At 40.8% G+C, this 16,360-nt stretch carries 18 protein-coding genes; 14 read left to right on the top strand and 4 right to left on the bottom strand.

Features of this window, described 5'->3' with window-relative positions:
* Nucleotides 1–166: 166 nt before the first annotated feature.
* The 3 genes from GNF10_RS13510 to GNF10_RS13500 are packed head-to-tail and all read right to left on the bottom strand — an operon-like array spanning nt 167 to nt 1,518.
* A complete protein-coding gene (locus GNF10_RS13510) occupies nt 167–640 on the bottom strand; it encodes a hypothetical protein (protein WP_094331084.1) in 474 nt (157 codons plus the stop codon).
* Between the two features lie 14 nt (nt 641–654).
* Nucleotides 655–1,209, bottom strand: a complete 555-nt coding sequence (locus tag GNF10_RS13505; RefSeq protein WP_185587303.1) for a GNAT family N-acetyltransferase — start codon at nt 1,207–1,209, stop codon at nt 655–657.
* A 39-nt stretch (nt 1,210–1,248) separates the two neighbouring features.
* The gene (locus GNF10_RS13500; RefSeq protein ID WP_185592553.1) at nt 1,249–1,518 is read right to left on the bottom strand and encodes a hypothetical protein; all 270 of its coding nucleotides are present in this window, start codon (nt 1,516–1,518) and stop codon (nt 1,249–1,251) included.
* 660 nt (nt 1,519–2,178) lie between these two features.
* Between GNF10_RS13500 and GNF10_RS13495 the strand changes: the two genes are divergently transcribed.
* From GNF10_RS13495 to GNF10_RS13450, 11 genes are all read left to right on the top strand, one after another.
* A complete protein-coding gene (locus GNF10_RS13495) occupies nt 2,179–2,481 on the top strand; it encodes a hypothetical protein (protein ID WP_185607167.1) in 303 nt (100 codons plus the stop codon).
* 3 nt (nt 2,482–2,484) lie between these two features.
* Nucleotides 2,485–3,060: a hypothetical protein gene (locus GNF10_RS13490; protein ID WP_185607166.1), complete on the top strand. Its 576-nt coding sequence runs from the start codon at nt 2,485–2,487 to the stop codon at nt 3,058–3,060.
* Between the two features lie 14 nt (nt 3,061–3,074).
* Nucleotides 3,075–3,347 (top strand): hypothetical protein, encoded by a 273-nt coding sequence (locus tag GNF10_RS13485; protein ID WP_094346787.1) that lies wholly within the window; start codon nt 3,075–3,077, stop codon nt 3,345–3,347.
* A gap of 337 nt (nt 3,348–3,684) precedes the next feature.
* Nucleotides 3,685–4,095 (top strand): hypothetical protein, encoded by a 411-nt coding sequence (locus tag GNF10_RS13480; protein ID WP_163934639.1) that lies wholly within the window; start codon nt 3,685–3,687, stop codon nt 4,093–4,095.
* Nucleotides 4,095–4,811 (top strand): hypothetical protein, encoded by a 717-nt coding sequence (locus tag GNF10_RS13475; protein ID WP_185582772.1) that lies wholly within the window; start codon nt 4,095–4,097, stop codon nt 4,809–4,811. The genes GNF10_RS13480 and GNF10_RS13475 overlap by 1 nt, the downstream gene beginning before the upstream one ends.
* A gap of 68 nt (nt 4,812–4,879) precedes the next feature.
* Complete coding sequence (locus tag GNF10_RS13470; protein WP_185607169.1) at nt 4,880–6,796, top strand: hypothetical protein; 1,917 nt, start codon at nt 4,880–4,882, stop codon at nt 6,794–6,796.
* Nucleotides 6,797–6,948: 152 nt separating this feature from the next.
* Nucleotides 6,949–7,284 carry a hypothetical protein gene (locus GNF10_RS13465; protein ID WP_094331075.1) on the top strand — a complete coding sequence of 112 codons (336 nt, stop codon included), beginning with the start codon at nt 6,949–6,951 and terminating at the stop codon, nt 7,282–7,284.
* A gap of 1 nt (nt 7,285) precedes the next feature.
* Nucleotides 7,286–7,411 (top strand): hypothetical protein, encoded by a 126-nt coding sequence (locus GNF10_RS38545; protein WP_260446303.1) that lies wholly within the window; start codon nt 7,286–7,288, stop codon nt 7,409–7,411.
* 49 nt (nt 7,412–7,460) lie between these two features.
* Nucleotides 7,461–7,892, top strand: coding sequence for a HEPN domain-containing protein (locus GNF10_RS13460; protein ID WP_094331074.1), 432 nt, complete (start codon nt 7,461–7,463; stop codon nt 7,890–7,892).
* A gap of 3 nt (nt 7,893–7,895) precedes the next feature.
* Nucleotides 7,896–9,281 carry an AAA family ATPase gene (locus GNF10_RS13455; RefSeq protein ID WP_094331073.1) on the top strand — a complete coding sequence of 462 codons (1,386 nt, stop codon included), beginning with the start codon at nt 7,896–7,898 and terminating at the stop codon, nt 9,279–9,281.
* Nucleotides 9,278–10,771: a hypothetical protein gene (locus tag GNF10_RS13450; protein WP_094331072.1), complete on the top strand. Its 1,494-nt coding sequence runs from the start codon at nt 9,278–9,280 to the stop codon at nt 10,769–10,771. The genes GNF10_RS13455 and GNF10_RS13450 overlap by 4 nt, the downstream gene beginning before the upstream one ends.
* Before the next feature lie 235 nt (nt 10,772–11,006).
* Here GNF10_RS13450 and GNF10_RS13445 read toward each other — a convergent pair whose 3' ends face one another.
* Entirely contained in the window at nt 11,007–11,510 is a 504-nt protein-coding gene (locus tag GNF10_RS13445; protein WP_094331071.1) for a MerR family transcriptional regulator, read from the bottom strand.
* 291 nt (nt 11,511–11,801) lie between these two features.
* Between GNF10_RS13445 and GNF10_RS13440 the strand changes: the two genes are divergently transcribed.
* The 3 genes from GNF10_RS13440 to GNF10_RS13430 are packed head-to-tail and all read left to right on the top strand — an operon-like array spanning nt 11,802 to nt 16,359.
* A complete protein-coding gene (locus tag GNF10_RS13440) occupies nt 11,802–13,334 on the top strand; it encodes an SAVED domain-containing protein (RefSeq protein ID WP_094331070.1) in 1,533 nt (510 codons plus the stop codon).
* A 47-nt stretch (nt 13,335–13,381) separates the two neighbouring features.
* Nucleotides 13,382–14,548, top strand: coding sequence for a hypothetical protein (locus GNF10_RS13435; RefSeq protein WP_221644642.1), 1,167 nt, complete (start codon nt 13,382–13,384; stop codon nt 14,546–14,548).
* The gene (locus tag GNF10_RS13430; protein WP_185586916.1) at nt 14,545–16,359 is read left to right on the top strand and encodes a ThiF family adenylyltransferase; all 1,815 of its coding nucleotides are present in this window, start codon (nt 14,545–14,547) and stop codon (nt 16,357–16,359) included. Before GNF10_RS13435 ends, GNF10_RS13430 begins: the two co-directional genes overlap by 4 nt.
* Nucleotide 16,360: the final 1 nt, after the last annotated feature.

The raw sequence follows: 16,360 nt of genomic DNA, 5'->3' as shown, positions 1-16,360 counted from the left end.
ATCTATTGGTCAGATTTTGGTAGAGAAAAGGCAGCAGCGAGTAGTACAAACACAATTAAGACAATAATAGGAGCAATTGCATGGAAACTTCAAAAGTTGTCATATCATCTTGTACAAAACTTTGTTGTTCACAAACAAAATCATTCATTTTTTTTGAAAATATAAATTATGCTGAGATTTTTTCACTAACAGCTTGATGTATAATCTCTTTCTTTAACGAATCTGCTGCAACTGCTGCAATGGTTTCCCAATCTTCTTGTTTTAACAACACCCCAAGCAATTCGCGCAGTATTTCTCGATTAGAAATGAATTCTTCACCATAAAGCTGATCATTTTCCAGAGTAGCAAGTATGTATTCTCTTACCTCTGGTGTCGGCAGTCTAAACTTTTCAAGTATTCTTTCTCTTGCAGTTTTTACAGCAATTTTCGTAGCTGTACCTAAATTCCAATTATTCAGCAACAACCGCACTTCTCTATTTAGAGAAATACGCAACGTTGTGAAACGTCCCAAAAGTTCTAGATTGCCCATTAAGGAACCAAATGCTGACCCCCAATCTAATCCAGCCCCAATGTTGCCACCAACTTTATCCTCAGCTTCAACACTTTTTCTTAAAGATTCTTCATCAAATAATTGACTCATTTAGCTTTACTACCTCATACAGGAGAACGAAAAACTCCATACTCAAAATAAACTAGTTCATCGTAATCTTCATCCTCTCCGACATCAATCATGCCTTGGTTATCATAAAATTCTTCTACTCCCGGTAGTGAATGTAACCCTACTCTGCCCTCATAACCTAGCTCTAAACTGCGAGTTCTGGCAAACGCCAAAAATGCAGTTCCAACACCTTTTAATTTTGGCGGACGTTGGATATATAACCGATTCCAAGGTGCGGTAGCTATGCCATCAATATATACCAAGCGTTTTCCCTCTTGTAGACGAGAACCGTGCATTTGGGTTTCAATCAGCATTAACCCTTGAGTTTCATCTTTGTATTCAATCGCATAGCCTTCACGGTTTGCTTGTCTATTAATGATAAACTCCAGTTTAAAATCCCAGTCCCAAAATTTGTCTGATTGGTCGTGCAGGTTCAATTGTTCTTTCCACTTGTTGGCATAATCATCGACGTGCTTTTGCAATAGCTCCACTAAATCTGCTTCCACAATCGTGTTATCTTGACCGCAAATTAGTTCTACTTTTGTTCGCATAGCACCAAAATTACCCATGAACCAATTTTATCAATCCGATCAATCAGCATCATGCTCTGTTTCTTGCAACCAACTTAAAATACTCAGTGCTAATTCCCAGGATTCGCGCCGCTCCCAATTAGGTAAGTGATTCAGTATGCGTGCAAGGAATATTGCTGGGTTTTCCAATTCCCCACCACGAGCCGCAACACCATCCCTAACGAGCGCCCCCAAAGTGGCAGCTTGATTCCCTTTATAGTCAGGCTGTCTCTTAATTTCATCAACAATCCAGTCCGGTACTGTGATTGTTTTAAATCCTGATTTCGGCATACATAACAGAGAAATAATATAAAGATAGTACGGCAGTTTGCGTTATGTTTGCAAATGTTTGTGCGGTATGGTACGTTAAACTCAAGTCGCAAGTGACTTTTTCGCAAATCGCAAGTTTTGTAACGGGGATTTAGACCCCGCAAACACATACTTGCGGCTTGATAGAAGCCTGGGACTTAAACCCAACCGTTTGAGAGTTCTTCACTTGCGACTTACGACTTGCGGATTTGTTAAGAATGGAATACTCCCACAATAGCTTCACAAATAGTAGGAGCGATCGTAGTATGAAAAATATTGGTATTAAGCCAATACATCCTAAAGAATTTAAAAGAGTTCATAATTTCTCGACTTACCAAATGAGTCGTTTGTCTGGTTACTCAGTCGAGGCACTAAAAAACTGGTTAGCTGATGAAAGTAGCTCCAGATTTGTCGAACCAAAGCCGTATATACTTAACCATTTTGGAGCGATTCATAATTACTTATTAAGAAGTTAGTGTTTCCCAAACACTAAGCCATTAGAAAAACCCTCCCCACCAGTAGGTGGTTTTTTTATTATTAGTATTAGCAGTACCGGAATTCAATCGGAACTCAACGGTCACTCAGTCGGAACTCAATCGGAACTCAGCCGGAACTCAGTCGGAACTCTAGGAGCCGAAACCATTGCTAATTCAGGGAAGCTGTGTAGTTGAAGAATTGTTAACACGAGAGGAGGCAGCCAAGAAATTGGAGCCATCAGTTGGAATTAGACAGTTCCAAAAGTATCTAGACTTAGCTTCTTTATACTTGCCAGAATTTGAAGATTTTCGGGACGAAGATAATGGAGGGCTAAACGGACGAGCGAAGTTGACAAACTGGCACTTACCTGTGCTTCAAAGAATTAGAAGTTACGTTTTAACCAAAGGTTCTTTGAAGAAGGTGGCAATTGAATTAAAAAATCACCCCGAAAAGTTTTTAGGAGCCTAAATCATGATTGTTAAAGAATTCGCACAAGCTCTCAACAAAGTACCAGGGAAGGTAGTTGATGAATTACGCCGTCAATATCCAGAGCAAAAATGGACGGTCGATTCACAAGTTCCAGACGAGATTTTAGCTAGATTTCGAGACATTACCAATAGTGAGAGATTACAGCCTCAACAATCATCTATAGCAGATATACCCGAAGCCACAATCACCAAAGCTGATGAGGCAATTCAACAAGCCTCATACAAGTTGACTGCGGCTGATAAAGAGACTATTTCTGGTGCTATAGCCGTCCAAAATGAGCAATCTAAGATTTTGGGTGCATCAACTGGTGTCACCGGAGCTTTATTGTTCATGGAATCCTTGATTGGAGCCAAGGGGACGGTATTGGATGCCTTTGCTGAACAATCAATGTTGGAAGTTGATAATCAGATTACCGAGATAGATCAGAGTTTGATTAATTTGGCAGAAGAAGCCTCAACAAGGCTGGGGAAGTCGATTCAAAAAAAGGAACAACTCAAAGCGCGACTCAATTTGTTGCGGGAGAGAGTTTCTTCAATGGGGACACAGATCCGATTTTAGAAGCTTATAAAACAGTGGCGGCATTGTTACAAATCCAAAATGAAACTGTTGCTACTGTTGCCGAAATCCGATTACTTCAAGAACTATTAACTCATCAAAGGAAAAATCAAGTTATGGATATTCTCAGTACGGGATTGTTTGCTACTTCAGTTGTTGGCGCTTTAGGTGGCAGTGCATATCTCGTTGGTAGCGTTGTCGCTACTGGATTAATTGGCAGTGGGGTGTTTATTCCCCTGGGATTACTTGTTGGTGCAGGATTGACATTTCTGGGACGGGCATCAAAGTAAGAGTGATAGGCGCGAGTGTTTCATAAACTGTTTCACAGCACTGTTTCATGAAACAGTTTCAACGGTTTCATCAGTGTTTCAGGGTCGTGAAACACCGTGAAACAGCATTCCCCCGCGTGAAACATCAAACGTGAAACACGAAACAACAGTCCATTCCTTGCTCGAAAGGCATTATAAATGGTAGTGTTTCATCCAACTGTTTCACAGCACTGTTTCATGAAACGTTTCAACGGTTTCATCAGTGTTTCAGGGCGTGAAACATGAAACACCTTATTAAAGATATGTGTGAAACATGGGAAAAATTTGTACTAAGAACGCGCTATAGCACAGCAGTCTCATGTATAAGAAACAACTGTACTTAGCTTTGGCTGGTGTTGGCATCTGCATGTTGCCTGTAATCATCCCCTTAGTACCCAAGTTGGGGGCTTATGCAGAAGCCGAAAGATTAAAAGCCACCGAAGGATTAGAACGTCAGCGCATAGAAGAACGGGCAAAAACCAGCGATGCCTTATACGAGGCAGGAGTCATGCCCACAACTCGAAAACTGAGAATCACGAATTATTTTGACAGCAGTAAACGCAATCCCAGACCAGACACAACCCTATATCTTGATGATGAGATTGTTGATGTCTTTGACGCAACGGGTAAGTGTATTGGGCGAATTGAAGAAGGAATTTGGAAGTGGAAATACAAAGCCAAAGGGATTTGTAAAAGCGTTCAAAATATCAAACCAGTGAGGAAAAAGTAATGGCTAATAGTTCATCAAGTGCAGAAACTAATAGTACTGGCAACAGCGATAGTAAGCCTAAAGGTAAGAAGCGATCGCTTGGTGAAATCATCGATTTTTGTGCCAAGGCTGTAGTGATGATTGTCGGCTTACCCATTAGGGCTGCGGCTGCTATCGTTAATCAGTTTGTTGCTAACGGTGGTGCAGGTCGTGCGTTAGTTGGCGGGATTTTATTTCTCGGCGGTTCCATGATTAGCGCTGATTCAACTTGGCAATTAATCTTTCAAGGCCCCCCTGTTTTTCCCTGGTTTGAGCCGGCTTGGAATTGGCTAAATGTGCCGTTTGCACTGTTCAACCCGTTTTTTTACCTTGCATTCATAATTTCTGTAGGCGTTCAGGTAATTGAAGCCCACGCCCTACGCGGTAAGAACCCAGACTCAGCACGACGGGAACTTCAAGACCACATGGTTTATGACCTTGAAACCAAGCCTAATGGCAAGATTGACTTGGTAGGCCAGCTGTGGCAGGACTACAAAACCGCAGGTACACGCGATCGCTCTAGCGCAGGGCTGGTTGTGATTGCGGTTTGGGTGTTCGATATTGTCACCACCTTTGCAGCTCGTAACCCATTTGAATTTACAGCCCCCTTCATGATTTTGGGCTGTATTTTGTTTAACATCGGCACAATGATGGCGGGTGAAATTGGGTTCGCTATTTGGCGACTGACAAAGGATTAGAACGGAAACCGCCCAAGAAACCAATCACTGTAAAAAAGGGCGGCAACGTTTCACCAAGGGAGGCATTTATGCAAAGTAACAATATCCCAAAAATCACAACTAAAGAAACTGAACATTTACGCGAATCATATCCTAGCTTGTCTCACTTAGAAGCTGGCAATATCGCCCAATGGCTGCAAGAGAGAAAAGATGGATTATTTGAAATGGCACGGGCATCTGAGAATGAAGCAGATATGACCCGTGTACTTGGTTTGTTGGCTTCTGGGATCGGAGCGGTTTGTTATGCGGTCAACCCTTTGGCGCTAGTTGGTGGTTTAGTCGGTGGTGCTGCGTGGCTATGGTTTGTTGTCGAACACTCCAACCGCACCAAAGAAATTGCGCCTTTGCCTTTTGTGCGTGGTAATTTTATAGACGCTCTAGCTCGTGCTGGGGATTATGATGCTAGAAGGACTTATCAAGCAGATCATCTTGCCAATACTGTTAAATTCTTAGAGCGACAATCAGCAGAAGAGTACACCTTTCTTCTAGCTGAGTTTGAAAATATTGTCCAATATTTAACGCAAGTTGAACCAGGAAAACGTTTTTATGCTTATCGCTGGATGTTTGGCTGGTTTAGCAAGCTCAAGGGTCGTCAGCTACCCACTTATGAAAGCATGGCTCTCCATTTACAGGATGTGACAGTTGACAGCCGGGTGAATCGGTCAGAGGTAAATGCCATCGCACAGGCTCAAGCCCAGTTACCACCGACCGTAGATATCAAACAGTTTCAATCGCCACAGGTAGATATTGGGAAGATGAACCAAGCTGCGGAGCTTTCTAGACCGACAGAGTTACAGTCATCAGCTAATGGCGAAGTTGTACCAGAGACTTTAATTAATCTGCCTCTGACTAATAGGGCAAACGCACTGATCGCTGCTTTAACGAAAAGTGGTTTTCAAGTAGAAGATATGATGAGTTCTCAAGTCATTGCGATCGCTGGTACTCAGCGAGGTGGCAAGGGAACCTTAGCAGCAATCTTGGCAACATTATCAACAGCACTTGACCCCGGATTGAACACCCAATACTTTACAGCCGGGGTGGACGTTTACCCATTTGCCTGCAACTTGACCTCTGCGCTTAAGTACCCGGATATTGATGCGGATGGAGCTGATAAACTGGTCGCTCGTGATTTATTGAAATTTCTTAAAGGTTTAGATGGAAGCGAGCCTTACTCCCATAAAAACTTATTGCTAGTAATTGATGAGGCGATGCGGTTGCTGTCATTGTTAGAGGAGAGCGATCGCACCTGGGCGATCCAATATTTACTTTCTCGCTTCGCTAAGTCGGGTGGTACATTAATTATCGTGCTGCATGGCTCTAACCTGACAAGCGTGGTCGGTAAAGCTACGGCTGGCCTGGCAGACACCTTTAAACAATCGGTTAACTTTATTGGTTGTGTAGCCCAAGCGGTTAGCGCTGGTGGTCTACGCAAAATGAATGTTGCTAGTGGAGAATATTTCAAAGCCAACCCTAATAACTTTGGAGAACCTGTTAGCGGTGGCAATCTAGGCATGATTCCCGAATGGCTAAAGACCCATTTGCACCCAGGCAATGGGCAACCAGATCCAGCTAGAACATTACTTCAGTTCTTCCCGGAATTAGTTCAACAGCATGAAAGGGCAGTCATACCCAGAGGGGAGAAAATTGCTCCATCAGATGCAGTTAATCATCTGGAGTCCATTTTTTCAAAGCCTTATCAAGAACTGGAATTTCTGGAAGTAGAAGAAAATAGTATTTCTGAGGCTGATTTGGAACAGATTGTGGCGATCGTTGCAGCTACTGCTAGCCCTCCAACTTCTTTTGCTGCTATCAGAAACAGCCGCAAGTGGGGCGAAGAGAAAAAGAGTGTCCTTTACTTGAGAAATGCCCTATCACAATTGATTGACACTAACCGATTGTGCGGAAATGAAAAAGATGGTTTCAGCGTTTTTAACATTAACCACTAATATTCGTCACAGTTCCGGTCGAGTTCCGGTCAAGTTCCGGTATTCTTACATTTCCAAGTAAGGCTGAAAAATAGAGTCTTTTTGTCTCTCCAGTAAGTTTTAATTTTTTTCTAAACATTTTCCAGAATGTGGAAGCATCAGGAAGTTTAAAAATGAGCGATAAATTAACCACAACATTACAAAAATTAGCCATAAGTCCAGTTAAAGCAGACAGACTGGCCATTTGTAGATTGGAAAAAGAGTACGGCGCTTCTTTATCAGAAATCGTTGGTGAACTCGAAGATTATGCCATAGTCCATGAATCTATATTAGACGAAAGGGCTAAACCCAAAAATCAGTTCATTATCCTTTGCTGCTATGGCTGTCTTTGGGGCGCAGTTATCGGAATTGCGACGTTATTTATCAAGCCCAGCGTTACTCTAGCGGCGATTGGGTTGGGTTTTACGGCTGGGGTGTCTGGGAAATTATTGGTTCAAAAAGGGGAATAAGTTGAATCGGTTCGTCGGTACACTAGAGAAACCAGAATGGGTAGCTGTAGATGTATGCACAATTCTGGAAATCCAAAATGTCTCACAAGCTCTAGCTTCTTTTGATACGAATGAGAATATATTTTAGGTTAGCTATTGAAAAAAATTGTTTATTGTATAACAATGTGTGGTAAACAATGCAAGAGTCATTTTCTAATTCAGCAGGCAGGCATCTACAGGATGCCCAAATTCTTTTGAAAGAGCAACGATGGGATAACGCCGTTTACCTAGCAGGTTATGTTGTAGAATGCTCCTTTAAAATACTTGTTGAGCAATACTTTAAGCACGATCAAGGTGCAGTAAAAAAATATGGACACGACCTTACTGAGCTTGAGGGAAGGGCAATGGAACGCTTGCGTGTTCTCTATCCTATTCTAGATAGGCAACTTCCTGCTTCACGAATAGTTGGTACTGTTTTAGCTCAAAATCATCCAGAGAGGAGATATTCAAAATCAGGGCTTTGGGCTGAAGCTGATGCAAAAACTGCCGTTCAACGTGCCGAAGAAATTTATCGAGAAATCATCTCCAAATTAGTGCTAAACGGCTCAATTTCCAGTCAGGACATTTAAAGAATGACAATCAGTTTTGGTGAAACCTTTGATAAAGTACGCGAATGCTTTCAGGAACAAAGCATTGTAGATACAATTATACCTAAACTTCAATCCGTCACTATTATTCGTGACGTTAATGGAAAGATTAGAATTTATCTTGAAACATCAGAAACTAGTACCATTGAAGAATCAGAAACCACAAACCTTAATAACTTTTTATCTACAAAACTTGGAAAGTATTATGGGAATGATATTTGGCTGCCGGCAGGCGAAAAGGATGCTTACAAAGCTTTAATTAAAACTATTGAGGATGAAAGAATTTTTGCATCTTGGGATGACGAATCGGTTTTGCCTCGTTGGTATATTCTTGAGCGCCACATTGCTAAACACGCATGGACAGATAAGAAAGTAGGTAAACCACCTTGGTTAGAGGATTTAGTTGAGAAAAAGCATAAGCCTGCAATCGTATCCTTTTTCTCATTTAAAGGAGGTGTTGGACGAACTAGTACTCTTGTTGCCACTGCATTGACTTTAGCTCGTAATGGTCATCGAGTTGCTATTGTTGACCTTGATTTAGAAGCTCCAGGCTTGGGTACAATTTTTTCACCAGGTAACTTCAATAATCTAGGTGTAACTGATTATTTATTGGAAAAGAAAATTCAACAAGACGATTGGAAACTGCGTACTCATCTCACAAGCATTAATGAGCAGACTTTGCTAGGAGACGATGGTGAAAGTATACAATTACTTCCGGCTGGAACCGTGGATGAAAATTATTTGGAGAAGTTAGCCAGATTGGACTTTCAGAACCTTGTTGATGGTGAACTGCAAAGTACAATGCAAAATATGTTAAGAGAATTGGAAAGTGCAGTAAGACCTTTAGATTTTATTTTGATGGATGCGCGGGCTGGTTTTCACGATATTGGTGGCTTGGCTATCTCTGCTCTCTCCCATGCAGCAGTCATCTTTGGTACTCAATCACGTCAAAGTTGGGCTGGACTAACTCATGTTATTCGACATTTAGCAAGCCCTGGAGTTGATGAGCGTTTACCGTTGATTCTTGTACATTCGATGGCTCCATCAATCGGAATGTCAGGACGAGAAACAGAATTGCAAGAATTTCGGGACATAGCCTACATACATTTTCAAGAAAACTATTACTCTGAAGATGAAGATGTCCCTAATCCTAACGATAAAGAAGCACCATTTTTTCCTATCGTGGTTTCCTATCAGGAGAGTCTACGTGGAGACATAGCTCTATTTTTTCGCAACTCAACTCCAGAAGAATCAAATCGACTGTCAGACCTCGTAAAGATAATGACTAATTCTCCTTATCAGGAGATTGCAGAAAAGTTATGTATACTTTTTGGGCGTGAATTTAAAAACGTAGCTAAATTGAAAGTATGAGTGAATTTAATAAGCAAAAACTACTCGAATTAATCGTGGATATCGCCCCCGGCTGGGGCACTGCTGAACACGAAAGTGATAATGAAGATAAATTCTTAAAAAACTTTTTACCTATAGCAGATTATCGTCTTGTTTTAGAACCCAATACATTATTAATACTAGGAGGACGTGGAGTAGGAAAAACCGAATTATTCCGTTTACTCGCAATTCCTTTAGGACGAGAATCCTTGGTTGAAAGCTTGGGAGTTAGATCCTTGCCTACTTTGAGTAAAACAACATGGATAGCTGGCTTTGGAAGGAGCCGCAAAGCCGAAAAGCGATTTCCAACGCCAGAGAGTGTTGAAAGACAAATGGATAAGGCTACAAATATTGAATGGCGTAGCTTCTGGATTGGTTTAATTTTAGGCGGGTTATTACAGCAAGAAGATTTTAAATTCAAAGATTTTCTTATTGAACAAATAGAGACAGAAATAGCTAACATTCTTAGAGATGACTTATCTCGTATATCAATTTGGCAACCTATTGTCAATCAAAATCTTGAAAAATTAAATTCTGTATTAGATAAATTAGATCAAAAACTTATGGAAGCAGATGATTGGTTATTTGTCACTTATGATGAATTAGATCGATTAGTTGCTTCCTATACTGCTTTAGCAAGCCCAATTCGTGAACTTTTAGCTTTGTGGCTAGATCGATGGAGACGTTGGGATAGAATACGACCCAAAATATTTTTGCGTACTGATCTCTTTCGAGAGGATTTCTTGAGTTTTCCTGATGCTTCCAAACTGCAAGCCCATCAAATTCGATTGGAATGGAAACATTCATGGCTTTACCAACTGTTGGTCAAACGACTTGCGAACTCTGATACTGAAATGACAGAATATTTACAAAATATCCCAGACTTGATTATTGAAAACAAAACTGGCTTGGGTTGGACTGCAACATTAAATGAAAAATTGTTTGAAGAACTAATCGAAACGATGATTGGTAAGTATATGGGAGCTAATGCTAAAAAAGGAATTACCTATCGCTGGATTCCCAATCACCTTCAGGATGCTGGTGGTCGAATTGCGCCACGTTCTTTTCTCAAGTTATTTGCCTTAGCCGCACAAAGTCGAATACAACAGCACTCTCCTGTTGAACAAAATACGCTACTCTTGCAACCCTCTGATTTACAAGGGGCTTTGATGAATACTTCAGATGATAGAATTAGGGAATTACAGGAAGAGTATCCTTGGTTAGAATCTCTCAAGACGAGCTTAATAAATCTAATAGCTCCCATGCAAAAAGAAATATTTTTAGATGCTATAAAATCGACTATATGGAGTCCTGAAAAACAACCACCTGTAACTAACCCTGAAGGAATTTTGCAATATCTACTTCAACTTGGAATTGTAGAAAGTCGTTCTGATGGACGAATTAATATGCCTGAAATTTATTTATATGGATTTAAAGTTAAACGGAAAGGTGGAGTTAAACGTCCCAAGTAGTATAATATAAGACTCAAAATCAGGTCGAGGAGCTAATACCTACTTTTTATCCAGTCCAAAACGGCCTAGCTAGAACCAATTTTTAACCATAAGCTTTCCAGTTATCTAGGTTTCATGCTTTTTGACTAAAATAGCACTAGCGATCGTTAGCACTAAAACTAACACTTGTGATCCAATTTTTATGATCATTCATAGTATGTAATATATTTTATTTACTTGAATCCGGTATGAGCCGCTAGGCGATTAGCCGTGGTTTAGCTTTTGCGCGTTGCTTAAAGCTTTCAAGGTTTATTACCTCAGACCTTTCTGCTGCCTTCCAAATCTCATTAACTATTTCAAAGAGAGAGGGGATAGTAATCAGAATATATTGTCCAATACCTTGATTGCGTTTGTCTGCCACTTTAATGACTCTAGGAAAATCAGACCAATCTGGCATTACCCAATAGACTTCATCATTAAGAACAACTAATTTTTTGTCTCTTAACTGATCATCAAAACCTTTATCATCTAAGAACTCGATTATTTTTCTCACTGTTTGCAGTGAGATTTCTTGCCTAAGATTTTTGATCGCACGGATTTCTAACACCTGTTCCCAGGTATAAATCACTGTTGGTTTTTTGGTGCTACCGTAACGGTGAGGCACAATTAACCCTGTTCTTTCAAGATACTGTAAGCGGTTAGATGTAGTTCCAGCCAGGGCAATCGTCTCTTGTCTGGTGAATCCATTGATAACAGTCATTGCAGTTACCCTCGCCCAATTAATCTCCTCTTTGTTGCTTTATTATCACTACAAACACAATATATTGAATTTGGATAAATTTATAAAAAATTAACGTATTCAATATTTGTTAATTTAGAATACGTTGTGTTACCCTTAAAAAATAAAGTATACACGTAGCACCCGGTTCAATATACCGAACTATACAGAAAGCTATATGTAGCAAAACAACGCTTGTTGTTAGTGCCAAGATTTTGAGATAGACAATATCCGCCACAGAGCTATTGCCAATTTAGATAGAGAAAATTAACTATGGCTAGAGGAGCGATCGCTGCTCGTATTCAAGGAGATGATTATCAAGCACGATGGTTCTGGTTTCAAATTTGCCGTCTTTTTAGTGAGCGTACAAAAGTTGTGCGTGTTAGTTATGAAGCTAACAATATTAAATCATTTGATGATGTTGTGGTCTATTACCAAGGTATGGAAGATGACGAGGGAAATCCCCTCAGCGCTGAATACTACCAAGTGAAATTTCACGTCACTTCGGCGGGAGCTTTTACCTGGGAAGGCATGATGAACCCTAGTTTTATTAATGCAACATCAGTGTCTATACTTCAGCGCCTAAAAAACGCTCAGGCACAATATGCTCCTAAAGGAACTGAAGCACATTTCATACTTTATTCACCTTGGCAGATTCATCCTGATGATCTTCTGGCAAAAGTACACTCCCAAACTGATGGCAGGCTTGACTGGTATCGCTTGGCTGAAGGTGGTTCCAAGTCCAATTTTGGCAAGCTACGTGCTGCTTGGCGTGAACACTTAAAAATTGAAACAGACGAAGAGCTTTGCACTATTTTGCGTCCTTTGAGGATTCGTCAAGGACGAACCCTTCAAGAAATCGGTGGGTTACTCAACGATAAATTATACAGAGCAGGACTTGTTCAGGTTGAAGACGGGCGTTTGTGTAATCCCTATGATGATTTAGTACATAAACTAGTGCAGTTAAGAAAAACCGAATTTACGCGAGAGGAAATCGAAGTAATTTGCAAAAGGGAGAATCTCTGGATGGGGCATTCTATTCCTGAACCTGATGCTTACCGTGTTGGTATTCGCAGTTTTCTTCGGTGGGCTGAAAACTTAGAAGATGAAACTAATGCCATGCTCGATCTGCTTCGATACTTTAATGGTCGTAGCATTCGGTCTCCTGAACTCTGGCAACAGCAAATATACCCGGCAGTAGATAGTTTTCTCGCCAGTAACTTGCGTCCTGGTAATCGCTGCCATTTGCATCTTCACACCCATGCATCAATTGCTTTTGCTACTGGATATTGCCTTAACTCAAAGTCTGGGATTAATGTCGCACTCATCCAGTCTACCGGAACTGGACAAGAAATTTGGCAACCATCTCCGCAGTCTAATCCAGATCAGTATCCTACTTGGACTTTTACTCAAGAATTGATATTGGAAGAAGGCACAGATGTAGCTCTTGCTCTCTCTGTAACTCACTTAGTTACTTCAGACGTTCAAGTATATATTGCACAAGAACATCTGCCAGTTCATCGTATTTTTTCTTATACACTTCCAAAAGGGGCTAGCTCACAAGCCATAGTGGATGCAAATCACGCTAAACTGCTGGCCGATCACTTGTCGTCTCGTCTTAAGAATGATCGTACCCCCCTTGAACGTCAAGGAGTGCTACATATTTTTATCGCTGCACCAAATGCTCTAGTTTTTTTCATTGGTCAACTTGCTCGTAGCTTTGGTTCATGCATCGTTTACGAATATGATTTTGATCGCAACATACCTGGTGCATATCAGCCATCTTTGAAGTTCCCGCCTCCTTGAATGTCTAAAAAGATCAATAGCCAAAATTAAGCTTTCTTGTAACATAAATGAGTATGGAATTGCCAAGCTACTTTAATGATTTTCTGGCTGCTATTCGTCCTCAAGGCAACCATGTTGATGATTATAAAACTGGTCACAAGACATTACGGCAACGACTTAAGGAAGATGCAGTACTATCTTCGATTATTACCACAACATTTTTACAAGGTAGTTACCGTCGTGCAACCGCCATTCGTCCTCAAGGGGAAAAACGGGCAGATATTGATATCATTGTGGTGACTAAATTAAGTGAAGATGAATATACACCTAAAAATGCACTTGAACTATTTGTCCCGTTTCTAGAAAAGCATTACAAAGGCAAATATAAACCACAAGGACGTTCTTTTGGGATTGAACTATCATACGTTGATTTGGATTTAGTAATTACATCAGCGCCCTCCGAAAGTGAAATTGGGATCTTCTCCACTGATAGCATCATTTCTGACGATACTCCTGAAACAGCCGAAGCCGATGAAGACTGGCGCTTAGTACCTTCTTGGGTTTCTGTAGAAACGAGGTCTGTCATTTCATTCTCCGAAAAGAAGTATCGTTTGGATACCGCACGCACAGAAGCTGAGTGGAAGATTTCCCCCCTTCGTATTCCTGATCGTGATACCCAACAATGGCAAGATACTCATCCCCTAGAGCAAATTAGGTGGACGTGGGATAAAAATCGTAGATGTAATAAACATTACATTAATGTTGTTAAAGGGATGAAGTGGTGGCGAAGGATAAACCATCCAACTCCCAAGTACCCCAAAGGATATCCTGTGGAACACTTGATAGGACAGTGCTGTCCAGACGGAATTAGCTCAGTGGCTGAGGGGGTTACAAAGACGCTCGAAACTATTGCCGAGAAATATCAAGGATACGCTTCTTATAAAATGACTCCCAACCTGTCAGATCATGGTGTACCATCACACAATGTGTTCAAACGTGTTTCTGGTGAGGATTTTGCGGAGTTTCACAGTCAAGTATGCGAAGCTGCAAAGATTGCTCGTCTTGCATATAATGCAACAGACATTCCTACAAGCGTTGCATATTGGCAGAAACTCTTTGGTAAAAAATTTCCAGATGCCCCTCCTAATAGTGGCAATGGTGGCAAGAATCCTACAGGAGGTGGCTACACACCTCGGCAGGATGTCACTCAACTAGGAGGAGGCAGATTCGCATGAGTGATAAGAGAATACCTCCTACAGAGCTTCTTGCTGCTCGTAGAACTCTTGAGGGTATATCATGTGTTGAACTTTTATATGACTGGACATGGAGCGATCAATTAGCTAAATGGACATTGTACTGCCGTATAAATATTAATTCGCCACCAAGTCCTTTCATTCCGCAATCTACAGACTGGTATGTTCTCGTTAGTCCAGAGTACCCTTGGGGAGATATTGGGTTTTATCCAGCAAAAAAAAATGGACTTATCCATACTTTTCCTCACCAAAATTTTAATAGTTTTGGCGATAATAAAGTACCTTGGCGTAAGGGCAAACTTTGCTTAGATACCAGTGTTCATGCTTTAGGTCGTCAAGGCTACCATAGTGAACCCTACGATCCTTACTGGAGACTAGAATGGCACTTTAGGCGTGCTATTGAATGGTTGGTGGCCGCGTCGGAAAATAAACTCGTTTCTCAGGGTGAACCATTTGAGCTTCCCTATTTTCCTGTAGGGAATTTTTTAACAGCTGCTTTCTCTGAAAGTGCTGAGTCCTTTACTGAATGGCAGAAAATTCCTGATCCGGTTGGACTGGTTCACCTAGTCCCTCTGCGTAAAAAACCAGATATATTTTTTGTAGAATCGTTTCAATCAATTCGTGGCAAAGAGTTAATCAGGCTTACCTGGGGGAAAAAGATGGACGAATTGAAAAACGAGTCACTTTTGGGAATATGGATACGCTTAAAAAAAATTCCTATCCTTAAGCCTTGGCAGGTTCCATTGACATGGAAAGAATTACGAGAGGTCTGTCGAGAACAGGAAATTAACATTAATGAACAGTTAAAAATAGTTGCAAAATTCATACGAGACAGAAAAAACCATATTGCTTTAATTGGATTTCCTATTCCTGCTGAGATAGATGGGTCTTTACACCAGATACACTGGCAAGCGCTACAGTTACCTATTTTATCCGAAGGTACAAAAACTGCCAAAGGTTTTAGAACAAACGAAGAAGGATATTGGCAACGAGATAAAATTGAAATTTTACGTGGAGATGTAAATTTAGTTTGGGTTAACTCAGAGAACTGGCATATTAGCCAGATTGTTACTCGCGGTAAACTTCCCGAACCCTTGGCTTCCAAGAAAATACTTTTATTAGGTGCAGGAGCCATTGGTTCAGCAGTTGCTGAAATGTTGAGTCGAGGGAATGCACAAAAGATAACTATTTTAGACTCAGATACATTGGAAATAGGAAATTTAACACGACATACCCTAAGCTTGCATCACCTAAAAGTAGAAAAAGCTACTAGCATTGCTGCTCGTCTGAATCTCACTTCTCCTTACGCAACGGTGGTGGGTATTAACCGAGATTTTCTTTTACTTGAAAAAACGGACAAATCTGACATTCAACAATCTGAGATAATTCTTGACTGTACAGGAAGTGATGCAGTGCCTTACCACTTAGAGCATTTTTCTTGGGGGAGTTGCAAACTATTTATTTCTATCTCATTAGGGATAGGTGGCAAGCGCTTGTTCCTATTTTCAGCTTACGGTGATAGTTTTTCTCATGCTGCTTTTAGAGAGATGCTTGCTCCGTGGTTGCAAAAAGAATTTAAAGAATATGAAGGACAGCAATTACCAAGGGAAGGTATTGGATGCTGGCATCCTGTCTTTCCTGCTCGGATTGATGATGTATGGATAATGGCATCAATAGCAGTGAAACACATTGAATCATCTTCAGCGTCGCCCCCAGAAAAACCAAATTTAGCTGTTTTTGAGCAACTATATGAAAATGGTACTTTCTTAGGGGTTCATCAAGTTGACTGCTAAA

It is taken from the genome of Nostoc sp. UCD121, assembly GCF_014222285.1.
In the GTDB taxonomy this organism is placed as follows: domain Bacteria; phylum Cyanobacteriota; class Cyanobacteriia; order Cyanobacteriales; family Nostocaceae; genus Nostoc.
This window is presented reverse-complemented; position numbering and strand designations above follow the sequence as displayed.